Origin of the sequence: Acinetobacter qingfengensis (genome assembly GCF_008693185.1) — a bacterium.
Taxonomy (GTDB): Bacteria; Pseudomonadota; Gammaproteobacteria; order Pseudomonadales; family Moraxellaceae; genus Acinetobacter; species Acinetobacter qingfengensis.
In genome coordinates this window covers 14,654-33,808 of sequence record NZ_VXKN01000009.1, presented here as the reverse complement: position 1 = coordinate 33,808, position 19,155 = coordinate 14,654, and the positions used below count along the sequence as shown (strand labels likewise).

At 38.4% G+C, this 19,155-nt stretch carries 20 protein-coding genes; 10 read left to right on the top strand and 10 right to left on the bottom strand.

Going from position 1 to position 19,155, the window contains the following annotated elements; translation table 11 throughout:
- Positions 1-74 precede the first annotated feature (74 nt).
- From F4V57_RS11365 to galU, 4 genes are read right to left on the bottom strand one after another with little or no spacing between them, the layout of a single operon-like run.
- Complete coding sequence (locus tag F4V57_RS11365; RefSeq protein ID WP_070068418.1) at positions 75-524, bottom strand: acyl-CoA thioesterase; 450 nt, start codon at positions 522-524, stop codon at positions 75-77.
- A gap of 31 nt (positions 525-555) precedes the next feature.
- Complete coding sequence (gene pgi, locus F4V57_RS11360; RefSeq protein ID WP_070068419.1) at positions 556-2,175, bottom strand: glucose-6-phosphate isomerase; 1,620 nt, start codon at positions 2,173-2,175, stop codon at positions 556-558.
- Positions 2,172-3,440 (bottom strand): UDP binding domain-containing protein, encoded by a 1,269-nt coding sequence (locus F4V57_RS11355; protein ID WP_070068420.1) that lies wholly within the window; start codon positions 3,438-3,440, stop codon positions 2,172-2,174. The genes pgi and F4V57_RS11355 overlap by 4 nt, the downstream gene beginning before the upstream one ends.
- Positions 3,441-3,448: 8 nt before the next feature.
- A complete protein-coding gene (galU, locus tag F4V57_RS11350; RefSeq protein ID WP_070068594.1) occupies positions 3,449-4,324 on the bottom strand; it encodes a UTP--glucose-1-phosphate uridylyltransferase GalU in 876 nt (291 codons plus the stop codon).
- A gap of 170 nt (positions 4,325-4,494) precedes the next feature.
- Between galU and F4V57_RS11345 the strand changes: the two genes are divergently transcribed.
- Together F4V57_RS11345 and nadB are read left to right on the top strand one after the other, a co-directional pair.
- Entirely contained in the window at positions 4,495-5,868 is a 1,374-nt protein-coding gene (locus F4V57_RS11345; RefSeq protein WP_070068421.1) for a phosphohexomutase domain-containing protein, read from the top strand.
- 216 nt (positions 5,869-6,084) lie between these two features.
- Entirely contained in the window at positions 6,085-7,722 is a 1,638-nt protein-coding gene (gene nadB / locus F4V57_RS11340; protein ID WP_070068422.1) for an L-aspartate oxidase, read from the top strand.
- A 136-nt stretch (positions 7,723-7,858) separates the two neighbouring features.
- Here nadB and F4V57_RS11335 read toward each other — a convergent pair whose 3' ends face one another.
- Entirely contained in the window at positions 7,859-8,719 is an 861-nt protein-coding gene (locus F4V57_RS11335) for a PHP domain-containing protein (protein WP_070068423.1), read from the bottom strand.
- Between the two features lie 45 nt (positions 8,720-8,764).
- Between F4V57_RS11335 and F4V57_RS11330 the strand changes: the two genes are divergently transcribed.
- The 4 genes from F4V57_RS11330 to mnmC all read left to right on the top strand — a co-directional run bounded on the left by F4V57_RS11330 (position 8,765) and on the right by mnmC (position 12,084).
- Complete coding sequence (locus tag F4V57_RS11330) at positions 8,765-9,379, top strand: inner membrane-spanning protein YciB (RefSeq protein WP_070068424.1); 615 nt, start codon at positions 8,765-8,767, stop codon at positions 9,377-9,379.
- 70 nt (positions 9,380-9,449) lie between these two features.
- Positions 9,450-9,755: a YciI family protein gene (locus F4V57_RS11325; RefSeq protein WP_070068425.1), complete on the top strand. Its 306-nt coding sequence runs from the start codon at positions 9,450-9,452 to the stop codon at positions 9,753-9,755.
- Positions 9,756-9,758: 3 nt separating this feature from the next.
- Positions 9,759-10,208 (top strand): hypothetical protein, encoded by a 450-nt coding sequence (locus F4V57_RS11320; protein ID WP_070068426.1) that lies wholly within the window; start codon positions 9,759-9,761, stop codon positions 10,206-10,208.
- Between the two features lie 19 nt (positions 10,209-10,227).
- On the top strand, positions 10,228-12,084 hold the full coding sequence (mnmC, locus tag F4V57_RS11315) for an FAD-dependent 5-carboxymethylaminomethyl-2-thiouridine(34) oxidoreductase MnmC (protein ID WP_141729191.1): 1,857 nt from the start codon (positions 10,228-10,230) through the stop codon (positions 12,082-12,084).
- 256 nt (positions 12,085-12,340) lie between these two features.
- Here the strand turns inward: mnmC and F4V57_RS11310 are convergent, their stop codons facing one another.
- Positions 12,341-12,658 (bottom strand): putative quinol monooxygenase, encoded by a 318-nt coding sequence (locus tag F4V57_RS11310; protein WP_070068427.1) that lies wholly within the window; start codon positions 12,656-12,658, stop codon positions 12,341-12,343.
- Positions 12,659-12,716: 58 nt separating this feature from the next.
- Positions 12,717-13,028 carry a rhodanese-like domain-containing protein gene (locus tag F4V57_RS11305; protein ID WP_070068428.1) on the bottom strand — a complete coding sequence of 104 codons (312 nt, stop codon included), beginning with the start codon at positions 13,026-13,028 and terminating at the stop codon, positions 12,717-12,719.
- A gap of 91 nt (positions 13,029-13,119) precedes the next feature.
- On the opposite strand from F4V57_RS11305, the gene F4V57_RS11300 reads away from it, so the two are divergent.
- Both F4V57_RS11300 and F4V57_RS11295 read left to right on the top strand, forming a co-directional pair.
- Positions 13,120-13,608, top strand: a complete 489-nt coding sequence (locus tag F4V57_RS11300; RefSeq protein WP_070068429.1) for a YajQ family cyclic di-GMP-binding protein — start codon at positions 13,120-13,122, stop codon at positions 13,606-13,608.
- Positions 13,609-13,665: 57 nt separating this feature from the next.
- Positions 13,666-14,160 (top strand): DUF4442 domain-containing protein, encoded by a 495-nt coding sequence (locus F4V57_RS11295; RefSeq protein ID WP_070068430.1) that lies wholly within the window; start codon positions 13,666-13,668, stop codon positions 14,158-14,160.
- A gap of 43 nt (positions 14,161-14,203) precedes the next feature.
- Here F4V57_RS11295 and F4V57_RS11290 read toward each other — a convergent pair whose 3' ends face one another.
- Together F4V57_RS11290 and trxC are read right to left on the bottom strand one after the other, a co-directional pair.
- Positions 14,204-14,608: an acyl-CoA thioesterase gene (locus F4V57_RS11290; protein ID WP_070068431.1), complete on the bottom strand. Its 405-nt coding sequence runs from the start codon at positions 14,606-14,608 to the stop codon at positions 14,204-14,206.
- A gap of 8 nt (positions 14,609-14,616) precedes the next feature.
- Positions 14,617-15,045: a thioredoxin TrxC gene (gene trxC, locus F4V57_RS11285; RefSeq protein WP_070068432.1), complete on the bottom strand. Its 429-nt coding sequence runs from the start codon at positions 15,043-15,045 to the stop codon at positions 14,617-14,619.
- Positions 15,046-15,224: 179 nt separating this feature from the next.
- Between trxC and F4V57_RS11280 the strand changes: the two genes are divergently transcribed.
- Both F4V57_RS11280 and F4V57_RS11275 read left to right on the top strand, forming a co-directional pair.
- Positions 15,225-15,560, top strand: a complete 336-nt coding sequence (locus tag F4V57_RS11280; RefSeq protein ID WP_070068433.1) for a TIGR01244 family sulfur transferase — start codon at positions 15,225-15,227, stop codon at positions 15,558-15,560.
- Positions 15,561-15,899: 339 nt separating this feature from the next.
- Entirely contained in the window at positions 15,900-17,279 is a 1,380-nt protein-coding gene (locus F4V57_RS11275; protein WP_070068434.1) for a dihydrolipoyl dehydrogenase, read from the top strand.
- On the opposite strand, the gene F4V57_RS11270 is transcribed toward F4V57_RS11275, so the two are convergent.
- Positions 17,280-18,866, bottom strand: a complete 1,587-nt coding sequence (locus F4V57_RS11270) for a Na/Pi cotransporter family protein (protein WP_070068435.1) — start codon at positions 18,864-18,866, stop codon at positions 17,280-17,282.
- Between the last annotated feature and the right edge of the window lie 289 nt (positions 18,867-19,155).

Here is a 19,155-nt window from a genome sequence, read left to right as displayed (position 1 = left end):
CAACAAAGGATTAAATTTCTGTTGTATAAAATTGACAGCAGTATAATCAAATTCAATACTAATTGATACTGTATCTAAACGATTTCAATCCTAAAGTCAGTCGGATCAATGTCAGCATTCAAAGGTTGATAGGTTTGGCTAAATGTTGGTGACAGTCGTTTTGCTCGTCCTGTGGCCAATTCTACACACACCCATAATGTGGTTCCCTGAAATACCACTGCATCATCTTGAGGACGGTAAAATAAATAATGTCGAACAGAGGAAAAACCTGATAGCTCACCCAGCCATGTGCGCAAGATAAGTTTATCTCCAAGCACACAGGCTTTACGATACTTCACATGATGTTCGCTAGCGACCATAGCATGCTTCATTTGAAGGTAATCATTTAATCCCAGTCCCAAGTGTTCAGTATGTGCCAGTGCAATTTCCTGCATCCACTGCATATAGGCCAGATTATTTACATGTCCCAACTGATCAATATGCTGTGCTTCAACAGAAATATTACGCTGAAATAACTGGCTCATATTTATTTACCCAGATTGATAAAACTGTTGATTAATTCAAAAACTCATTGAGCAACCCTTGAGTAGAAACATCAAATTGCTGTTCCAATGTTTGACCTTCAAGCACGGGTAATAACTCTTTAGCAATGGTTTTACCCATTTCCACACCCCATTGGTCAAATGGATTAATATCCCAGATTACTGATTGTACAAAAACTTTGTGCTCATACATTGCGATCAATGCACCGAGATAAAATGGATCAAGTTTTGGAATAATCATGGTAGTACTCGGTTTATTACCCTGATATTGGCGATAAATCGGTAATGTCTCACTCCCCTCAACAGCATAACTACCAAAAGCCAACAAACGGGATTGTGCCAGACAGTTAGCAACGGATAAACGATGCTGTTGCTGAAAGGCTTCAAATGGTTTTCCGACTTTAGGCTCTACTACACCTCGGTAACGACTTTGAGCAATGATAAAATCGCTAGATACTGTTGCTGTTCCCTGATGAAGTAATTGGTAAAAAGCATGCTGAGCATTAGGCCCTACTTCACCCCAAATAATTGGACAGGTTTGTCCTGAAACTGGTAAATCATCACGTTTCACCGATTTACCATTTGATTCCATTTCCAATTGTTGCAAATAAGAAGTGAAATATTCTAGACGACCATCATACGGTAGAATTGCATGTGTATGAATATCGAGATAATTATTATTCCAGACACCAATCAGACCAAGCAATACCGGTAAATTATCCAACCAATCAGTATGTTGAAAATGCTGATCAATTGCATACGCCCCAGCCAAAAAGTTTTTAAACCGGTCCATACCTATTGAAATCGCTATAGGTAAGCCGATCGCAGACCATAGCGAATAACGACCACCCACCCATTCCCATAAATTTAACTGCAAATCGGGAGAAATACCCCACTCATTCATTTTTGTAATATTGGTCGATACACCAATAAAATGGCAATCAATCACTGACTGATGATCACCCAATGCATCTGTTAACCACTTTCTTGCAGTTTGTGCATTAAGTAAGGTATCAATTGTAGTAAATGACTTAGAGGAAATAATAAACAATGTAGACGCAGGATTAAGATTTTCTGCAATCTGACTCAACTGACTTCCGTCCATTGTTGATGCAAAATGGACTTTAACATTCAAATCTAGTTGATAAGGTGCCAAGGCATGACAGACCATCAATGGTCCAAGATCAGAACCACCAACACCAATATTGACAATATTGGTAATTTTCTCACCTGTCACACCACGAAATTGCCCTTTCTGAATTTTTTCCACAATTGCAGACATTTTTTCCAGTTGGCTATGTACCAGATGGTTGACTGCATAATTCGGATCATCCAAATTAGTGATCGGCGGCATTCTTAATGCCCAGTGCATGGCACTACGATGTTCGGTATGATTAACTTCACTTTGAGAAAACAAAGTTTTGATCCATTGATCAAGCTTTTTTTCTTTGGCCAAAGCAATTAATTGATCCAGTACATCCTGATCCAGACGCTGTTTACTAAAATCAAAAACGATACCATCCTGCTTGCGATGCAATTGCTCAAATCGCTTTGGGTTATTCTTAAATAAATCATGGATGTGTACAGTTTGATACCGTACTGCAAGTGCTTTTAATTGTTGTTCTACATTCATTGTTTACGCACCCCTGTACGCCCAATCCCCTGATAGGAAAAGCCTTGTTGTTCAACATATTCAGGACGATAAATATTACGTCCGTCAATTAAATGTAATTGCCGCATACGTCGTCTAAGTTCATTAAAATCCGGACTCCAATATTGTTTCCACTCTGTCACCAGACATAATGCATCTGCATCAATCACGGTTTCATACTGATCTGTACACAACTGTAATAATGGCTGATCAGGATACAGTTCTTTTAAAGTTGTTAAAGCACGTGGATCATGTACTCGTGTAATCGCACCCTGTGCCCAGCATGCTTCAAGAATTTTAAGGATAGGTGCCTGTGCCAGACTGGCTGTATTGGGTTTAAATGCAGCACCCCAAAATGCAATAACTTTATCTTTTAACTGGCAATGAAATAAATTCCATAATTTCCTGAAAATAATTTCTTTCTGATACTCATTAATATCCCAGATTTTTTCCAGTAGGCCAGTAGTATTACCTGTTTGCTGTACCACTTGTTTTAATGTTAAAACGTCCCGTGTCAAATTTCCGCCACCAAACCCACATCCCGGATATAAATATTGTTTACCGATTCTTGGATCAGTTGCCATGGCAATCCGTACTTCCTCAATATCAACCCCTAATGCTTCTGCCGCATTAGATAAGTCATTCATAAAACTGACTTTGGTTGCCAAAAAACCAGATATGGAGAGTTTTGTAAATTCTGCGGAAAGAATTGACATGAAATTATATTGACTTTCCAATGGAAAAATCGGTCTAAATGCTTCCTGTACCAATGCTTCTACAGCTTTACCCGATTCACATCCGACAATCAGATTTGACGAAACAAAACTACGGATTAAATTACCTTCCTGTAAAAAATCAGGAATATAAACAACATTCGCATTTTTGGTTAAACTTTTTAAAAGATTAGTTTTACCCAGACCCACATGAGAATAATTAATAATCAGTTTAAATTCAGAAAGATCATTATCTTGCTGACATTCAAACAACATGTATTGTTCTGCAGTAAAAGCTAAAATACAAATATCACTGACTTGCGTTTCGCTAGGTGACAACGTAATACGGCCAGCATCAAGTTGATCATGAAGAACTGACGTCAATCTAAGATCATCAAAAATAGTTCGGCGGCTGTCCAATTTTTTAAATAAACTTTCGTCTTGAGGTAACCACACAATACTGTGCCCAACCTCTGACAAATGATATGCCATAACAGCGGCATTGATCGACGCACCTAAAACTTGAATATGCATGAATATATCTACTTGTGATTAATCGTGGCTAAAAACTCAGAAAATTGCTGATTAAGATCACTACGTTTCAATGCGTAATGAACAACTGCTTTTAGATAACCAATTTTACTACCACAATCATAAGTATAACCTTTTAATGTAAAGGCTTGAATTTTTTGTATCTCCAGTAATTTAGCCATTGCATCTGTCAACTGAATTTCACCAGACTTATCTGCTTGGGTTTGATGCAAATAAGTAAAGATTTCCGGCGTAAAAATATAACGTCCGACCACAGCTAAAGTTGATGGAGCTTGATCTACAGCAGGTTTTTCAACCAATGCAACAATATTATTTGTTGGCTGACCTGCATTTTGTTCCAGCGCCACAATACCATATTGGTCGACACGGGAAGGTTCCACATCTTCAACCATAATTTGTGATGCCTGACTTGCGTCAAATTGTTCAATCATTTGCTGTAAGTTGTTTTTGTCTGTTGAATCAACCAAAACATCCGGAAGAAGAACAGCAAACGGTTCGTTGTTAATAATTTTTTCTGCACATAATACTGCATGTCCCAAACCTAGTGGTTCAGGCTGACGTACAGCAATCACACTCACATGATCTGGAATAATGCGACGGACTTCATCAAGAATTTTATCTTTCTTTTTTTGCTCAAGTAATGCTTCCAATTCCTTATTACGGTCAAAATAATTTTCAATAGAATGCTTTGCCGGGTGAGTCACTAAAATAATGGTATCAATGCCTGCGGCTACTGCTTCCTGAACAACGTAGTCAATTGCTGGACGGTCAACTACAGTAATCATTTCTTTTGGGATAGATTTACTTGCTGGTAACAAACGAGTACCAAAACCGGCAACAGGCAAAATTGCTTTTTTTACATTCATCATATTTTCACGATTGTTAGACTAAGAAATTATTTATATCCTAACAAAATAACCTTTCAAGAAAAATAACCATTCATAGTGATAGATTCATCTTCTTTACACAAGGTATACATAAGATTAGATATACTTATTGTTTTATTAACAACGCCATCAAAACTCAAGGATATTGAATGAAAATTAATTGTGTGAAAGCCTATGATATTCGTGGTGAACTGGGTACCGAATTAAACGAAGATGTTGCGTATCGTATTGGCCGGGCTTATGGTGATCTCTATCAGCCTCAAACGGTTGCCGTAGGTTGTGATATCCGTCTATCAAGCGAAGCACTAAAACAAGCCACCATTCAGGGCTTAAATGATGCTGGAGTCAATGTTCTAGATTTAGGCATGACAGGTACTGAAGAAGTATATTTTGCAGCATTTCATCTGGATGTTCAGGGGGGGATTGAAATCACGGCTAGCCACAATCCAATGAATTATAATGGCATGAAACTGGTACGAGAAAATGCCAAACCGATCAGCATTGAAACAGGTTTACGCGATATCCAACACATTGCTGAATCTGGAGATTTTAAAACACCGTTACAAAAAGGCACAACAAAATCTTATAACATCCTTGATGAATATGTAGACCATCTTTTTTCCTATATTGATATCAATACGTTACGTCCGCTAAAGCTTCTAGTAAATGCCGGAAACGGTGCTGCAGGACATGTGATTGATGCCATTGAAGCCCGCTTTAAACAGCATCAAATTCCTGTGACATTCATTAAATTACACAACGAAGCTGATGGAAACTTCCCAAATGGTATTCCTAATCCTATTTTATTAGAGAATCAGGGTGTAACTCATGATGCCGTATTACAACATCAAGCAGATCTAGGCATTGCATGGGATGGTGATTTTGACCGCTGCTTCCTATTTGATGAAACTGGTCAATTTATCGAAGGATATTACATTGTTGGTTTACTTGCTGCTGCATTCCTAAATAAATCTGGTCAGGAAAAAGTCGTTCACGATCCACGTCTGACATGGAATACCATTGATGTTGTACAACAATATCAAGGAACAACTGTACAATCCAAATCTGGACATGCGTTTATTAAAGAAGTTATGCGCGCAGAAAATGCCATTTATGGTGGCGAAATGTCTGCACACCATTATTTCAGGGATTTTGGTTATTGCGACAGTGGCATGATTCCATGGTTACTTGTCATTGATTTACTATCAAAAAAACAACAATCACTATCAACACTGGTCAACGATATGATTCAAAAATATCCATGTAGCGGGGAAATCAACTTCAAAGTCAAAGATACTCAAGCCACTATCCAGCACGTACTGTCACAATATCAGGATCAACAACCTCGCTTGGACAAAATGGATGGCATTTCCTGTGAGTTTGATTTGTGGCGTTTCAACATTCGCGCATCAAATACAGAACCTCTATTACGTTTAAATATTGAAGCACAAGGCGAAAATGCAGCGCAACGTGTACAGGATAAAGTTGCTGAAATCAGCGCACTCATTCAAGCCACAGCGTAAAAATTTCTCATTTAAAAGTATCAAATTAGTCAATTTGGTACTTTTAATTAAATATTTCAATAAGATAAAAACAACCATCCATATATGAATTGATTACCCTGCAAAAATAATCTAACAATTCATCCTATCCACAACATGTTTATCAAATGCAATTCGTGCAAAACAATTTATTTTGGAGTATTTTAATTAGATTATTTTTTGATTGATAAAATAATCATGGAACATCATCAAAACACAGCACATCCATTCGATGTCTTAATCATAGGAAGTGGCGGTGCCGGATTAACACTTGCATTATCATTACCAGAACATTATCAAATCGCAATTTTGGCCAAATCCAGTGTTCATGATGCCAGTACTTATTTTGCACAGGGTGGTGTTGCAGCAGTACTGGATCAACAAGACTCCCATCAGTTACACGTACAGGACACCATGATTGCCGGTGGACAGCTTTGTCATCTTAACGCTGTACAATTTACTGTTGAAGGAGGTCAGGAGGCTGTAGATTTTCTACTTAAACAAGGCGTGCAATTTACTCTTGATGAAGACAATCAACTGCATTTAACTCGCGAAGGTGGCCATTCTCAGCGACGCATCATTCATGCTGCTGATGCAACCGGCCAAGCGATTTCCACAACACTGGTACAACGTGTCAAAGAAAAAAATAATATTCATATTTTTGAAAATTACGTCGCAATTGATGTGATTACCAGTGACAAAATCGGTTTAACGGATCAAAAACAACGTGCATTGGGAGTTTATGCCTTAAACCAATGCAACAATGAAGTTGAAACTTTTCTAGCCCCTTTTACTGCTTTGGCTTGCGGGGGAGCCATGAAAGCCTATCTCTACACTTCCAATCCAGATATTGCTACAGGTGATGGTATTGCCATGGCATGGAGAGCTGGCTGCCGTGTTGCCAACATGGAATTTAATCAGTTTCATCCCACATGTCTCTATCATCCACAGGCAAGGTCTTTTTTAATTACCGAGGCCATGCGCGGTGAAGGTGCACATTTACGTCTACCGGATGGCGAACGTTTTATGCTGCGCTTTGATGAACGAGCCGAACTTGCACCACGTGATGTTGTTGCACGAGCAATTGACTTTGAAATGAAACGTCTAGGATTACGTCATGTTTGGCTAGACATCACACATCAATCTGAAACGTTTATTAAATCGCATTTTCCTACTTTGTACACCCGCCTATTGGAACTGGGCATTGACATCACAAAAGATAAAATTCCGGTTGTTCCTGCTGCACATTATACTTGTGGTGGTGTTGTGGTTGATCAATTTAGTCAAACCGATGTTCAAGGTTTATATGCTATTGGTGAAACATCGTGTACTGGACTACATGGTGCCAATCGTATGGCCAGCAATTCTTTACTGGAGTGTTTTGTTTATGGCATGAGTGCTGCAAAACATATCCAACGCCATTATGCACAACAATCCAGACTTCCCGCTGTCCCGCACTGGGATGCTTCTGAAGTTGAAGATTCTGACGAAGATGTGGTCATCCTACAAAACTGGGATGAATTACGCACCTGTATGTGGAACTATGTTGGTATTGTCCGAACAACTAAACGTTTGGAACGTGCACTACACCGCATAGAAATGTTAAAATCTGAAATTGATGCTTATTATCAGAATTATAAAGTCAGTAAGAATTTGATTGAATTACGTAATCTGGTACTGGTTTCTGAAATGATTGTACGCTGTGCCTTACAACGTAAAGAATCTCGTGGTTTACACTATACGCTGGATTATCCAGAAACTGCCCATGAACTTCGGGATACTGTTCTCAGTCCAGATCAGTTTCATGTTACGCAACCGAAAGTCAATGTTGCCTAAATAGCAAGAGGGATAAGCCTAAACTTATCCCTTATTTTGGCTTAATTAAAACAGTCGAAATTCTCTCGTAGCATACCAAACAAGAAAATTTTGATACCTTCTAATAAACTCGTTGCTCTCGCCAATACATTCTACTTCATCCATCCAAGCGAAAACTTTCCCAGATCCCTTGTTGTCCTGCTTTTAATTGAGGAACTTTACCTAATGTCAACCATGGCATATGACTCCCATGAAAATCACTGCCAATCGATACCTTTAATCCAAACTTTTCCACTTCCCGATCAATCATCTGACGACTAGATATTGCTTCATTTACAGGAGGTAATTCCACAGCATCTCCGTTAGCTTGGGCAAACAATTCGATCAAATAACGAATATTGGTTGCCGATAAATCATATTTGGTAGGGTGTGCCAATACTGCAACACCCTGACTTTGATGAATAATTTCAATCGCTTCTGGCAGCTCCACCCCCATAAATGGCACATAAGCTGCTTTCCCTTCTTTTAAAAAACGGTCAAAAGCCTGTTGCATACGGCTCACGACCCTGTGCTTGAGTAATGTTTTGGCAATATGACTACGGGTAATTCGATCATCATGTCCATCAACTAAAGCTCGGACATCAGGTAAAAAATCTGTTTTTAAAATTTTTTGTAATTTTTCACAAATTAATAACGCACGCTCTGCCCGCAATTGTTTTTGCTTGATCAGTAATTTCTGCATTGGCAGCAAATTCTGCATATTTAATGCCACAATATGTACTGAATAAGTTTTTCTGGTATTAGGACGATGCCACCAACTTGAGATTTCGACACCCTGTATAAAATCAATATCATAGGCTTTAGCATGTTGTGCTGCGATATCATTGCCCTGCATGGTATCGTGATCTGTCAGGGCAAGCATCCGAATATTATGTTCAGCAGCTTTTTGCAGCAGAAATTCTGGTGATAATTCACCATCTGAAAAAGAACTATGTGTATGTAAATCGACACCGATCATGGTTTGTATTATGCTATCTCTCTCAATTCACCGTGCTACTGTATCATGAAAGCGTTATTAGATTATCTTCCACTGATTATCTTCTTCTATTTTTATAAAACTACAGACCCAAAAGATAATCATCATCCATTGTTACAGTTAGTTGGTAGTGATGGCAATACTGATCAGAATAATATTCTGGTGGCCACTTGCGCCTTATTAATTGCGACCCTGATTGTTTATGGCTGTCTATTTATTTTTCAGAAGTTTAAACTGGAAAAACAACAATGGTTTATTGTTGCCAGCACCATTATATTTGGTGGTTTGACGCTGGCTTTTAGCGATATTGATTACATTAAATATAAAGCCATTTTACTCAATCTGGGCTTTGGTCTGGCATTTTTACTCAGTCCATTGTTTGGTAAAGAAAAGATTCCATTAATCCAACGAATGTTTAGTCCATTTATGGAACTTAGCCGAAGTGGATGGAAAAAACTGAACTATGCATGGGTAGGTCTGTTTGTGGTGATGGCTGGTTTACATACCTTTTTTGCTTTTATTTTTATGAATGGCAAATATTGGGGTGAATTCACTGCCTTTGGCGATATGATTGTCATGTTTTCGTTTATCATTATTCAGCTTGTCATTCTGCGTAAACACTTTAAAACACCTGAAAATTAAGTATCCTGAATACACAAAAATTTTCAGCTTAAATTTTATATATGTTCATCTAAATCAAGAGAGTACGATCATGCCATTCTTTGTTGTTCAATGTATCGATCACGATGATGTTCTACAAAAACGTCTGGATGCCCGTCCTGCACACCTTGCCAGATTGCAGACCTTGCATGAACAAGGGCACATATTGGCTGCCGGCCCAATACCTAAAGATATCAATGATCCTGCTAAAGGTTTTTATGGCAGTACCATCATCGTTGAATTTGATTCCCGCGAAGCACTAGATCAATGGCTGGCTGATGAACCTTATGTGCATGCTGGTGTATATAAACAGGTAGATGTAAAGCCTTTTGTTAAAGTTTTTCCAAAGGACGAATAAGGCATGTTAAATCATCGCATCAGCCTTGCACTGTGTACAGGGCTTATGATGACTTCAATCTGGGCAGTACCTACTGCTCAGCAGCCTGCCACAGCAGCAACCCCTACTACTTCACCTGCACCACAACAAAATCCACCCTTACGTCAACCCGGTACGGCTGCACCAATTACAGATATTCCCACTGCAATCAGCAAAATGCAGCAAATGCATAAACAGGAATTGGTACAACAGCAAAAACGTTTGCAACAACTCGAACAGGCCAATCAACAAGCACTGGCACAGAATCAAACATTGCAACTAAAAAACGATAATCTTACCGTTCAAGTACAGGTGTTACAAAGCGAACGTAGCGCACAAATGTTTTTGTATGGTGCAGCAACCATCGCTATTGGTGTATTTATTGGGATTATTATTTACCACTTACTTTACACTCGCCGTCGCCGTAAATGGTGACTAATGCAGTTTTTTCATCATGATAAATTTAAAATTTCCAGCCATTACCCTTGCCGATCCGGAGTGGCAAACTGTAGATGAGGTTGAAATTCCTGTTTCCAGACAATTCGGCGATGTTTATTTTTCTAAAGCCAATGGCTTGCTGGAAACACGACATGTATTTTTAAATGGTAATGACTTATCCGAACGGCTAGCCAATTTACAACCTCAACAATATTTTTCCGTAGGCGAGACTGGATTTGGCACAGGACTTAATTTTCTGGCATTATGGCAATTGTGGCAACAGGTACGACCAGACAATCAAAGTCATTTGCACTTTATTTCTGTAGAAAAATATCCACTAAGTTTACAGGATTTAAAACGCGCTTTAACGGTATGGAATGAATTAAAGCCACTTGCCGACCAACTCATCGAACACTACCCTCTTCCACTGGCCGGTTGCCATCGCCTAAATTTTCCTGATGAACGGATTTCAGTGGATTTGTGGCTGGGCGATGCGGCTCATTGTTTTCCACTTATTCAAAGTACCCAACCTGTTCATGCTTGGTTTCTGGATGGCTTTGCACCCTCATGTAACCCTGAATTATGGCAGGAACAAATTTTCCAACACATCATGCGTTTATCTGCCGAAGGAACAACCTTTGCATCCTTTAGTGTTGCCGGTGTGCTTAAACGTGCTTTACGTAGTTATGGTGTAAAAATTACGCGTCCCAAGGGTTTTGGACACAAACGGGAAATGCTGAAAGCCGTCTGGCAACATGCGACTGAAGATTCTCCTGTTCAAATAACACCGGTAAATACTGTTAAAGTTCCGCAAAATATTGCCATTATTGGTGCAGGTATTGCAGGTTTAAATTGTGCATGGGCATTTGCACAACGTGGAATTCAAGTCACAATTTTTGAAAAGACACAACCATTGGCTGGCGGTTCGGGCAATCCTCTTGCTTTACTCAATCCCAAGCTGGGTTCAATTGACAATATTGCCACACATTTAATGAGTGTTAGCTGGCAATATGCCATCAATTTTTATAAAAATTTTCAAGCTTTTCGCTCACTACAAGTGTATCAGTTACACGACAAAAATATTGAGCAGATAGAACAAATGGTGAATGACTATCCACAAGATATTTATGCATGGCAATCTACGGATCTCAGTGTACTTCCTGCCAGTTTATTACATTTCGCCGGAGGATTATTTCCTCATAAATTTGCACAACAAGTTTTAGCCCATCCTTTAATTGATTTAAAAATTACAGAAATTCAATCTATTACCTCTACAGAGAACCATGTTACGCTACATGACACGCAACAAGGTTATACTGCTGACCATTTAATCGCCTGTAATGCCCTATCACTTCAACAGCTGTTTCCCGAAACGGTTCAACTTAAACCCATTCGTGGACAGATATCCTGGACAGATTTAAAGACGCCTTTATCGGATCAACACCTGACTACAGGATTTAGTTATGGTGGATATGCAATTCCATATAATGCCAATACATTGATTTTTGGCGCATCGTTTTTACAAAATCAAACTGAAACCGATGTACGCATTGCTGATCATCAACATAATTTTGAATTGATGCAACATGCTTTGCCTGAACTGGCTACACAATTAACCAATATAAAAAACTGGCAAGGTCGAGCATCGTTACGGGCACAAAGTCCCGATTATTTACCACTGGTTGGACAGATTACACCTGAACAGCCATGCTGTCATGCTTTAGCAGGATTAGGTTCTAAAGGTTTTTTATTTTCACCATTGTGTAGTGAAATTATTGCAGCACAAATTTTGGGGGAAGCCTTACCTATCCCATCTGTGCTGGCACAACGATTACGTGTTCAACGCTTTAAGAAAAAAGTTAAACAGCTTTAATTTTTTTTAATTAGCAGCCTGTATTTTTATCTCAACATCAGGCTGTTTTTTAATATCTTTCATAGAATGGTGAGATAGTTTAATTTTGTATTTTCTCTGAAGAATATGCAATTTTTCTTATTTTATAAATATATAAAACAAAATGGTTATAGTAATCAGCAGAAAAAAATTTAATCCATGAATAAGATTTTATATTTTAAATACATCTCAGAATATGTTTAATTTAAGAGTGTATCTTCTAGAAAATACATACTATTTATTTTTTATTTTGATATTGTGTAACAATATCCTGAAAATGCTGCATATGTGTAAAAATATTATCTTCCCGTTGATATTGTTCAATCAATGGAACCAGTCTTTGGAAATGTTCAGATTGAATATGCAAATCCAGTGCAGCCCGATCTTGCCATTCTTCAATAAAAACAAAATGCCCTGTATTGCGCAAATCATGATATAAATCATAAGCTATACAACCAGATTCTTGTCTGGTTTTTTCAATTAGCTCTTGATAGAGAGGTAAAACCTGATCAATCTGATCATTTTTAATAAAATCTTCTGCGATTAATTTAAGCACAATGACATTTCTCTCCTTTAAATTAAGGCACCATATTCATAATGATGCCTCAATCTACTTACTCCGAAATCATTGGTAAGCCTGCATCACGTGCTGCACGTGTTCCCCCCATGAGAATCACGTATTCACGCCGATCATCAAATGTATTAAGCAACTCCGCTGCGCGTGGTGCTTTACTGCCGCCACCACAAAGAATATAAATCGGTTCGCCCGTCTGCACCTGTTGTAATTTCTGGTCATCCAGCGTATCAATCGGATAATTAATTGCACCTTGAATATGACCTTGTTGATACGATTTCGGATCACGGACATCCCAAATTACAGCACCTTCAGGGAATTCAAAGGTGGTGATTTCTTGCTTGCGGATCATTATGCACTCCTTTGATAAAAACAGCACTTGGCAAAAAAAGAAAACCCCCTTAGCATCTCAATATTAAATCATAATGTAAAGGTCTAATCTTATGCCATCGTTTGATATTGTGTCAGAACTTGAGCTTTTTGAAGTAAATCATGCTGTACAAAACACACAGAAAGAAATTGCCACACGTTTTGATTTCCGTGGTCAGGATGTTTCTATTGAATTAAATGAAAAATCCAAGGAAATCAAAATCAGTACCGAAAGTGACTTTCAGTGTGAGCAAGTGTATAACATGCTGGAAAATCATTTTTACAAACGAAAAATTGATGTACAGGCTTTAGATCCACAAAAAGCGGCTGCTTCCGGTAAACATATTGTACAGGTCATTAAACTTAAAGATGGTCTGGATTCTGACAGTGCTAAAAAAATTAATAAAGCCATTAAGGAAAGTGGAATTAAGGTTCAGTCTTCTATTCAGGGAGATAAAATTCGAGTAACCGATAAAAAACGAGATACCTTGCAAACGATCATGGCATTTTTAAAAGAACAGCAGTTTGGTTTACCGTTGCAATTTAACAACTTTAAAGACTAAATATGCTGATATATCCTGTATGACATCATCCAGTGATTGAACACTTTTGAGGTCGGTATGGCAAAAAGTAATCGTTTATTTAAAGTAGTACAGGCGACATATAAATTGCCCAAATCATTGCGTAGTACGTTATGGTCAAAGGCATTTGGCAGAATTGTGCCAATGGTAGGAACAGCAAATATTCGTTATCTCGAGGTGAGCCAATCAAAGGTTGTGGTTCGACTGGACAATCAGCGTAATATACAAAATCATATCAAAGGCTTACATGCTGCTGCAATGGCATTGCTGGCAGAAACTGCAACTGGTTTTGTAACCGGTTTAAATGTACCTGATGATCATATTTTATTGATCAAAACTTTAAATGTAGATTATTTAAAAATCGTTAAAGGCGGTTTGACTGCAACTGCAACGCTTTCGGCTGAACAACAGAAGTTTATTCAAAATACTGAAAAAGGTGAACTAGACATTCCTATTCAGGTGATTGATGACTCCGGTGAACAGCCGATTCAATGTCAAATGATCTGGGCATGGCTGCCTAAAAAGAAGAAATAAATAAAAACGCTTCAGAAATGAGGCGTTTTTTTTTCATGATTGATCAATCAATACGATATTGATTTTTGACATCCTCAGGAATTTTACGCTTATGACCATCAACATCCACCGCAACGAAAGTAAAAATTCCATGCGTTACACGTACTGGACTATCCACCCGATTGCTTTTTGTCCAGACTTCAATATGAACCTGAATGGAAGTGTTACCAATTTTTAACACATCGGTATAACAAGACACTACATCACCAATTTTTACCGGCACCAAAAAGGTCATCTCATGAATTGAGATGGTCGCACAACGTCCACGGGTAATTTGTTCACAGTGAATTGCGCCGGCAATATCCATTTGTGAAACCAGCCAGCCACCAAAAATATCACCACTCCAGTTGGTATCTGATGGCATAGCAATGGTTTGTAATGATAAATTACCTCTTGGTTCAGCAACCATAATAACTCCTAATTCCTTATTCCATGTTGTGCAAGCCATGCCTGCAATTGCGATGTATTCATTGCACCGGCAGCTCGTGCCAGTTGTGTGGTTTGTTTAAATAAAATCAGACTGGGAATACTACGGATCTGAAAGAATGCACTTAATCTTGGCGCAGCCTCAGTATTCACCTTTGCAAATTGTAACTGAGGATAATGTTGTGCTAATTGTTCAAAATGTGGTGCCATAGATTTACATGGTCCACACCATTCAGCCCAAAAATCCACAAATACTGGAATTTCAGTATTGGGTACAAATTGCATAAAGTTATCATCATTTAAGTTAATCGGTTTGGCAGACCATAAATCATGATCACACTGCCCACATTGCGCTTCAGCCACAGGAATATCTGTGGGTAAATTATTTTTTTTCATACATGCTGGACAAACAATGATCATTTTTCAGCCCTCAACCTGATTGTTCCATGAAAAAAGATTGTAACGCTTTCATGCCATACTTGACTATGTTTCTACTGCGCATTTCTGTTGTCAGATCATTGCATTGCTAAAGTTTACTTTATAAAGTTAATCAGAGTGGTATGATGATGGTATCCCGATCAAAGCAATAGGAAATCGTTATGGATCAACACGTTGGTTTCGCAGGTCAAATTTCTCCGGAACAAATTTCTCAGGTGGTTGAAAAAGGGTTTAAATCGGTTATTAATAATCGTCCTGACTTGGAAGGTGGCGCTGAACAACCGACCTCTGCACAAATTGAAGAGGCTGCCCGTGCAGCAGGTCTGGACTATGTTTATCAACCTGTCATTTCCGGACAAATTAGTGAAATTGATGTGCGCACTTTTGCTAATCATTTTAACGAATTACCAAAACCTATCCTAATGTTTTGTAGAACAGGCAATCGTTCCAACAATCTTTATCAACTTGCAAAACAAATGGATTTGCTTGATGACTAATGCTTAGACTCTATTAATTTCTAAAATACCCCCAATGGCCATAGTGAATTCTTTTAGTTTAACTATGGCTTTTATTCATTCATAGGAGTTTTTAATGAGGAAAAATATTTTATTGATCATCATGTTTATTTTTTGTTTAAGTGCATGTCAATCTATGCCGATACGCCCTACAGCAACCATCATGATGGGAACATAAAAATCATTAATTTTGTTTTTTAATACGATTTAATTGATCCAGATATCAATTTATTACAATTATATTGATAAAGTCAGCAATGTCTTTCTCTGTCTTTAGTTATATTTAAAACAACATAGACAATAACTTTACTGGATAACAATATGTATGACTTGATTATTATTGGTGCGGGCACTGCGGGAATTAATGCATATAAACAAGCTGTTCGTGATACGCAAAATATACTCATTATTAATGACGGTCCTTGGGACACCACTTGTGCCCGTGTTGGCTGTATGCCGAGCAAGGTGCTGATTTCTACAGCAAATCGTTTACATGATGCCAAGACCGCAAACGCTGTAGGTCTTGACATTGAACTCAATGCAGATACATCAAAAGTTATGTCGCATGTACGGCAATTACGCGATCGTTTTACTGCTGCCACACTCAAAGATGTGGAAAACTGGCCGGCAAAGCATAAGGTTTCTGGTAAAGCTCATTTTGTAGATGCGAATACCATAGAAGTGAATGGACAATCTTATCAGGCAAGAAGTTTTATTCTGGCTGTAGGCTCTACACCGAATTATGATCAGCAATGGAAAAAACAATTAGGTGATCGTTTGATCACCACAGATCAGATTTTTGAATTACCACAACTTCCAGAACGTATCGCTGTGATTGGTAGCGGTGTGATTGCGATTGAGTTGGCGCAAGCGTTGCATCGATTAGGCGTTCAAGTCAGCATTTTTGCCCGGAGTAAAAAAGTCGGTTCTCTTAGCTCACCACAATTACAAGGCTTGGCACAGCATATTTTAACCAAGGAACTGGATATTCGCTTTGAGACTTTACCGTACCAAGTACAACGAAAAGATCAACAGGTGCAGTTAAGTTTTAAAGATGCTCAGAATAAACCACAAGATCTGCTAGTCGATTATCTACTGGTTGCGACTGGACGTCATTCATTACTGGAAAGTTTAAAACTTTATCAAATAGATTCTAGGTTTAAAGATATAAAAGATTTACCCATTGATTCAAAAACCAAGCAGTTGGGACAATTGCCAATTTTTGTTGCAGGAGATGCATATACCAACACACCAATACAACATGAAGCAGCACATGAAGGCAAAAAACTCGTGGATAACTGCCTAAATTATCCACAGATTCAGGCTGTAAAAACCCTAACACCACTTGCCATTGTATTTTGCTCTCCAGAAATGGCCAGTGTTGGACGCAATTATCAACAGCTTAAGCAAGATAAAACTGATTTTGTCACAGGTTTTGTATCTTTTGAAAAACAAGGTCGTGCATTGGTTTTAGGCAAAAATCAGGGCGCTGTAGAAATTTACGTAGATCGACAATCCGAAAAAATTCTGGGAGCAGAGTTATTTGTTCATCAAGCAGAACATTTTGCACATTTATTAAATTGGATGATCACTGAACAAGTGACATTGACAGATTGTCTGGATAAACCGTTTTATCATCCTACAATGGAAGAAGGTTTACGCACCGCACTGAAACATGCCAGACATCAATTACATCCTTGATTAGCTCATGACTTCATCCTGATGCTGTAATAAATAAGCAATTTTGATGCTATGCTCCAGTAAACGCTCTAACCAACGTTCTGCAATCATGGCATCTAATGCTTCAGCCGCATTTAATTGTGCATGTACCGAATTTTCAACAATATGTTGGCGATATTGTGGTTGTTGTTGTTTTAGCTGTTGTACCAGATTTTGCCAAGCAATCAGATCAACACTATTCATTTTTTCCATCGGCTGCTGTTTTAGACCAAGCACCATACTTTGTAGATGAATAATCAAGGGTTGTAGAACTTCTGGTTTCAAGTATTTTGGTAAAACATCAACATATTCAAGATATTGAAAATCATCTCGCAATACTTTGCTATACATAATCAAGCGCAATAAAGTTGTAAGGTGCTGCTGATCAACTTGTGCCTGAGGAACAGGCATTTTTTGCAGATACTGTTCTACTGTAGTCAGAACCCGGTCAAGCTCACGATTGCTCATCATTACAGCCAAAACTTGCCCTTGCAAGGCCTTGACAATCATACGGTAATAATCTGCCAAACTATCGCGAATCGCCTGCTCTGTTGCAGAAATTGCCAATGCTGGCACTGCAAATAAAGTTTCATCTAGATAACGTGTATTATTTTGATTTTTCTCAGGAATTAATTTAATGATCAATTGCTGAAATTGTGGAATAAATGGCATAAACAATAATGCACCCATTAAGCTAAATGCCGTATGAAATGCTGCAAGCATCACCACATGATCCCAATCTGCCAGCACAGTATGCTGAAACAACCACAACATAACAGGCATTAATACAAATAAAGCAAAAATAGCTGTCACTATATTGAAAACCACATGTACCGCAGCAGTACGTTTTGCACTGGTAGTTGCACCAACTGCCGCCAATACTGCGGTGGCCACTGTACCAATATTCTGTCCAATCACCAGTGCCATTGCTTGTGGTAAATCAATGGCTTGGCTTGCTAACGCTGCAAGAGTAGCTGTCACAGCTGCACTGGAAGACTGTAATAAAATGGTCATTACCAGTCCAATCAGAATCAAAATTAATCGTGTTGCAAAACCATCATTGGACCATTGTGATAAATTTACTTGCTCAGCAAAACCGGCCATAGCAACTTGTAACTGATCAATTCCCATAAATAACAACGCAAAACCAGCCAAGGCCAGACCGGACAAGGCCAATTGATCTCGTCCCAATAATTTAAGCATGGCACCCAATGCCACTAAGGGTAATGCAATATTTGCAATGGAAAATTTTAATCCCAGAAAAGCAACCAACCAACCTGTACTGGTTGTACCGATATTAGCGCCAATAATAATACCAATTGCTTGGCTAAAACTAAGCACGCCAGCACTAACAAAGCCAATTGTTGCTAATGTAGTGGCTGTGGAAGATTGTACCACCAGTGTAAAACCAATACCGGAAAGCATCGCTTTAAAGGAAGATCCTGTAAATCGAGCCAACCATTGACGCAGGCTATCCCCAGCCAATGCCTTTAAACTATCGGTCAATAAAGTCATACCCAATAAAAATAAACCAATACCACCGCTTAATTGAAGGACAACTGCAAGCACATCATCTCCTTGATTGCTAAAATTTTAATATAAATTTTTGATGACCTTATTCATCATTCGATTTTTAAGTTATACCTGTTTAAATTTCACCATAACATAAAAAAGAAAAAACCATGACAGAATTGTGTCATGGTCATGAATATTACAATATAAAAATAAACAAATCAGGATTTGCTGCAATTTGATCTTTACAATGAAAAAGGAGAAAAATTATCCCTTAGGCAAAGCAAGCAGTGAAACCAATATGAGCATATTGGAGCTGGTTAACGCAGCCCCTCCCCATTTAGCC

Coding starts and splice junctions, on each gene's coding strand:
- F4V57_RS11365 (WP_070068418.1), bottom strand. CDS start 524: ATGAGCCAGTTATTTCAGCGTAATATTTCTGTTGAAGCACAGCATATT.
- pgi (WP_070068419.1), bottom strand. CDS start 2,175: ATGAATGTAGAACAACAATTAAAAGCACTTGCAGTACGGTATCAAACT.
- F4V57_RS11355 (WP_070068420.1), bottom strand. CDS start 3,440: ATGCATATTCAAGTTTTAGGTGCGTCGATCAATGCCGCTGTTATGGCA.
- galU (WP_070068594.1), bottom strand. CDS start 4,324: ATGAATGTAAAAAAAGCAATTTTGCCTGTTGCCGGTTTTGGTACTCGT.
- F4V57_RS11345 (WP_070068421.1), top strand. CDS start 4,495: ATGAAAATTAATTGTGTGAAAGCCTATGATATTCGTGGTGAACTGGGT.
- nadB (WP_070068422.1), top strand. CDS start 6,085: ATGGAACATCATCAAAACACAGCACATCCATTCGATGTCTTAATCATA.
- F4V57_RS11335 (WP_070068423.1), bottom strand. CDS start 8,719: ATGATCGGTGTCGATTTACATACACATAGTTCTTTTTCAGATGGTGAA.
- F4V57_RS11330 (WP_070068424.1), top strand. CDS start 8,765: ATGAAAGCGTTATTAGATTATCTTCCACTGATTATCTTCTTCTATTTT.
- F4V57_RS11325 (WP_070068425.1), top strand. CDS start 9,450: ATGCCATTCTTTGTTGTTCAATGTATCGATCACGATGATGTTCTACAA.
- F4V57_RS11320 (WP_070068426.1), top strand. CDS start 9,759: ATGTTAAATCATCGCATCAGCCTTGCACTGTGTACAGGGCTTATGATG.
- mnmC (WP_141729191.1), top strand. CDS start 10,228: ATGATAAATTTAAAATTTCCAGCCATTACCCTTGCCGATCCGGAGTGG.
- F4V57_RS11305 (WP_070068428.1), bottom strand. CDS start 13,028: ATGATCCGCAAGCAAGAAATCACCACCTTTGAATTCCCTGAAGGTGCT.
- F4V57_RS11300 (WP_070068429.1), top strand. CDS start 13,120: ATGCCATCGTTTGATATTGTGTCAGAACTTGAGCTTTTTGAAGTAAAT.
- F4V57_RS11295 (WP_070068430.1), top strand. CDS start 13,666: ATGGCAAAAAGTAATCGTTTATTTAAAGTAGTACAGGCGACATATAAA.
- F4V57_RS11290 (WP_070068431.1), bottom strand. CDS start 14,608: ATGGTTGCTGAACCAAGAGGTAATTTATCATTACAAACCATTGCTATG.
- trxC (WP_070068432.1), bottom strand. CDS start 15,045: ATGATCATTGTTTGTCCAGCATGTATGAAAAAAAATAATTTACCCACA.
- F4V57_RS11280 (WP_070068433.1), top strand. CDS start 15,225: ATGGATCAACACGTTGGTTTCGCAGGTCAAATTTCTCCGGAACAAATT.
- F4V57_RS11275 (WP_070068434.1), top strand. CDS start 15,900: ATGTATGACTTGATTATTATTGGTGCGGGCACTGCGGGAATTAATGCA.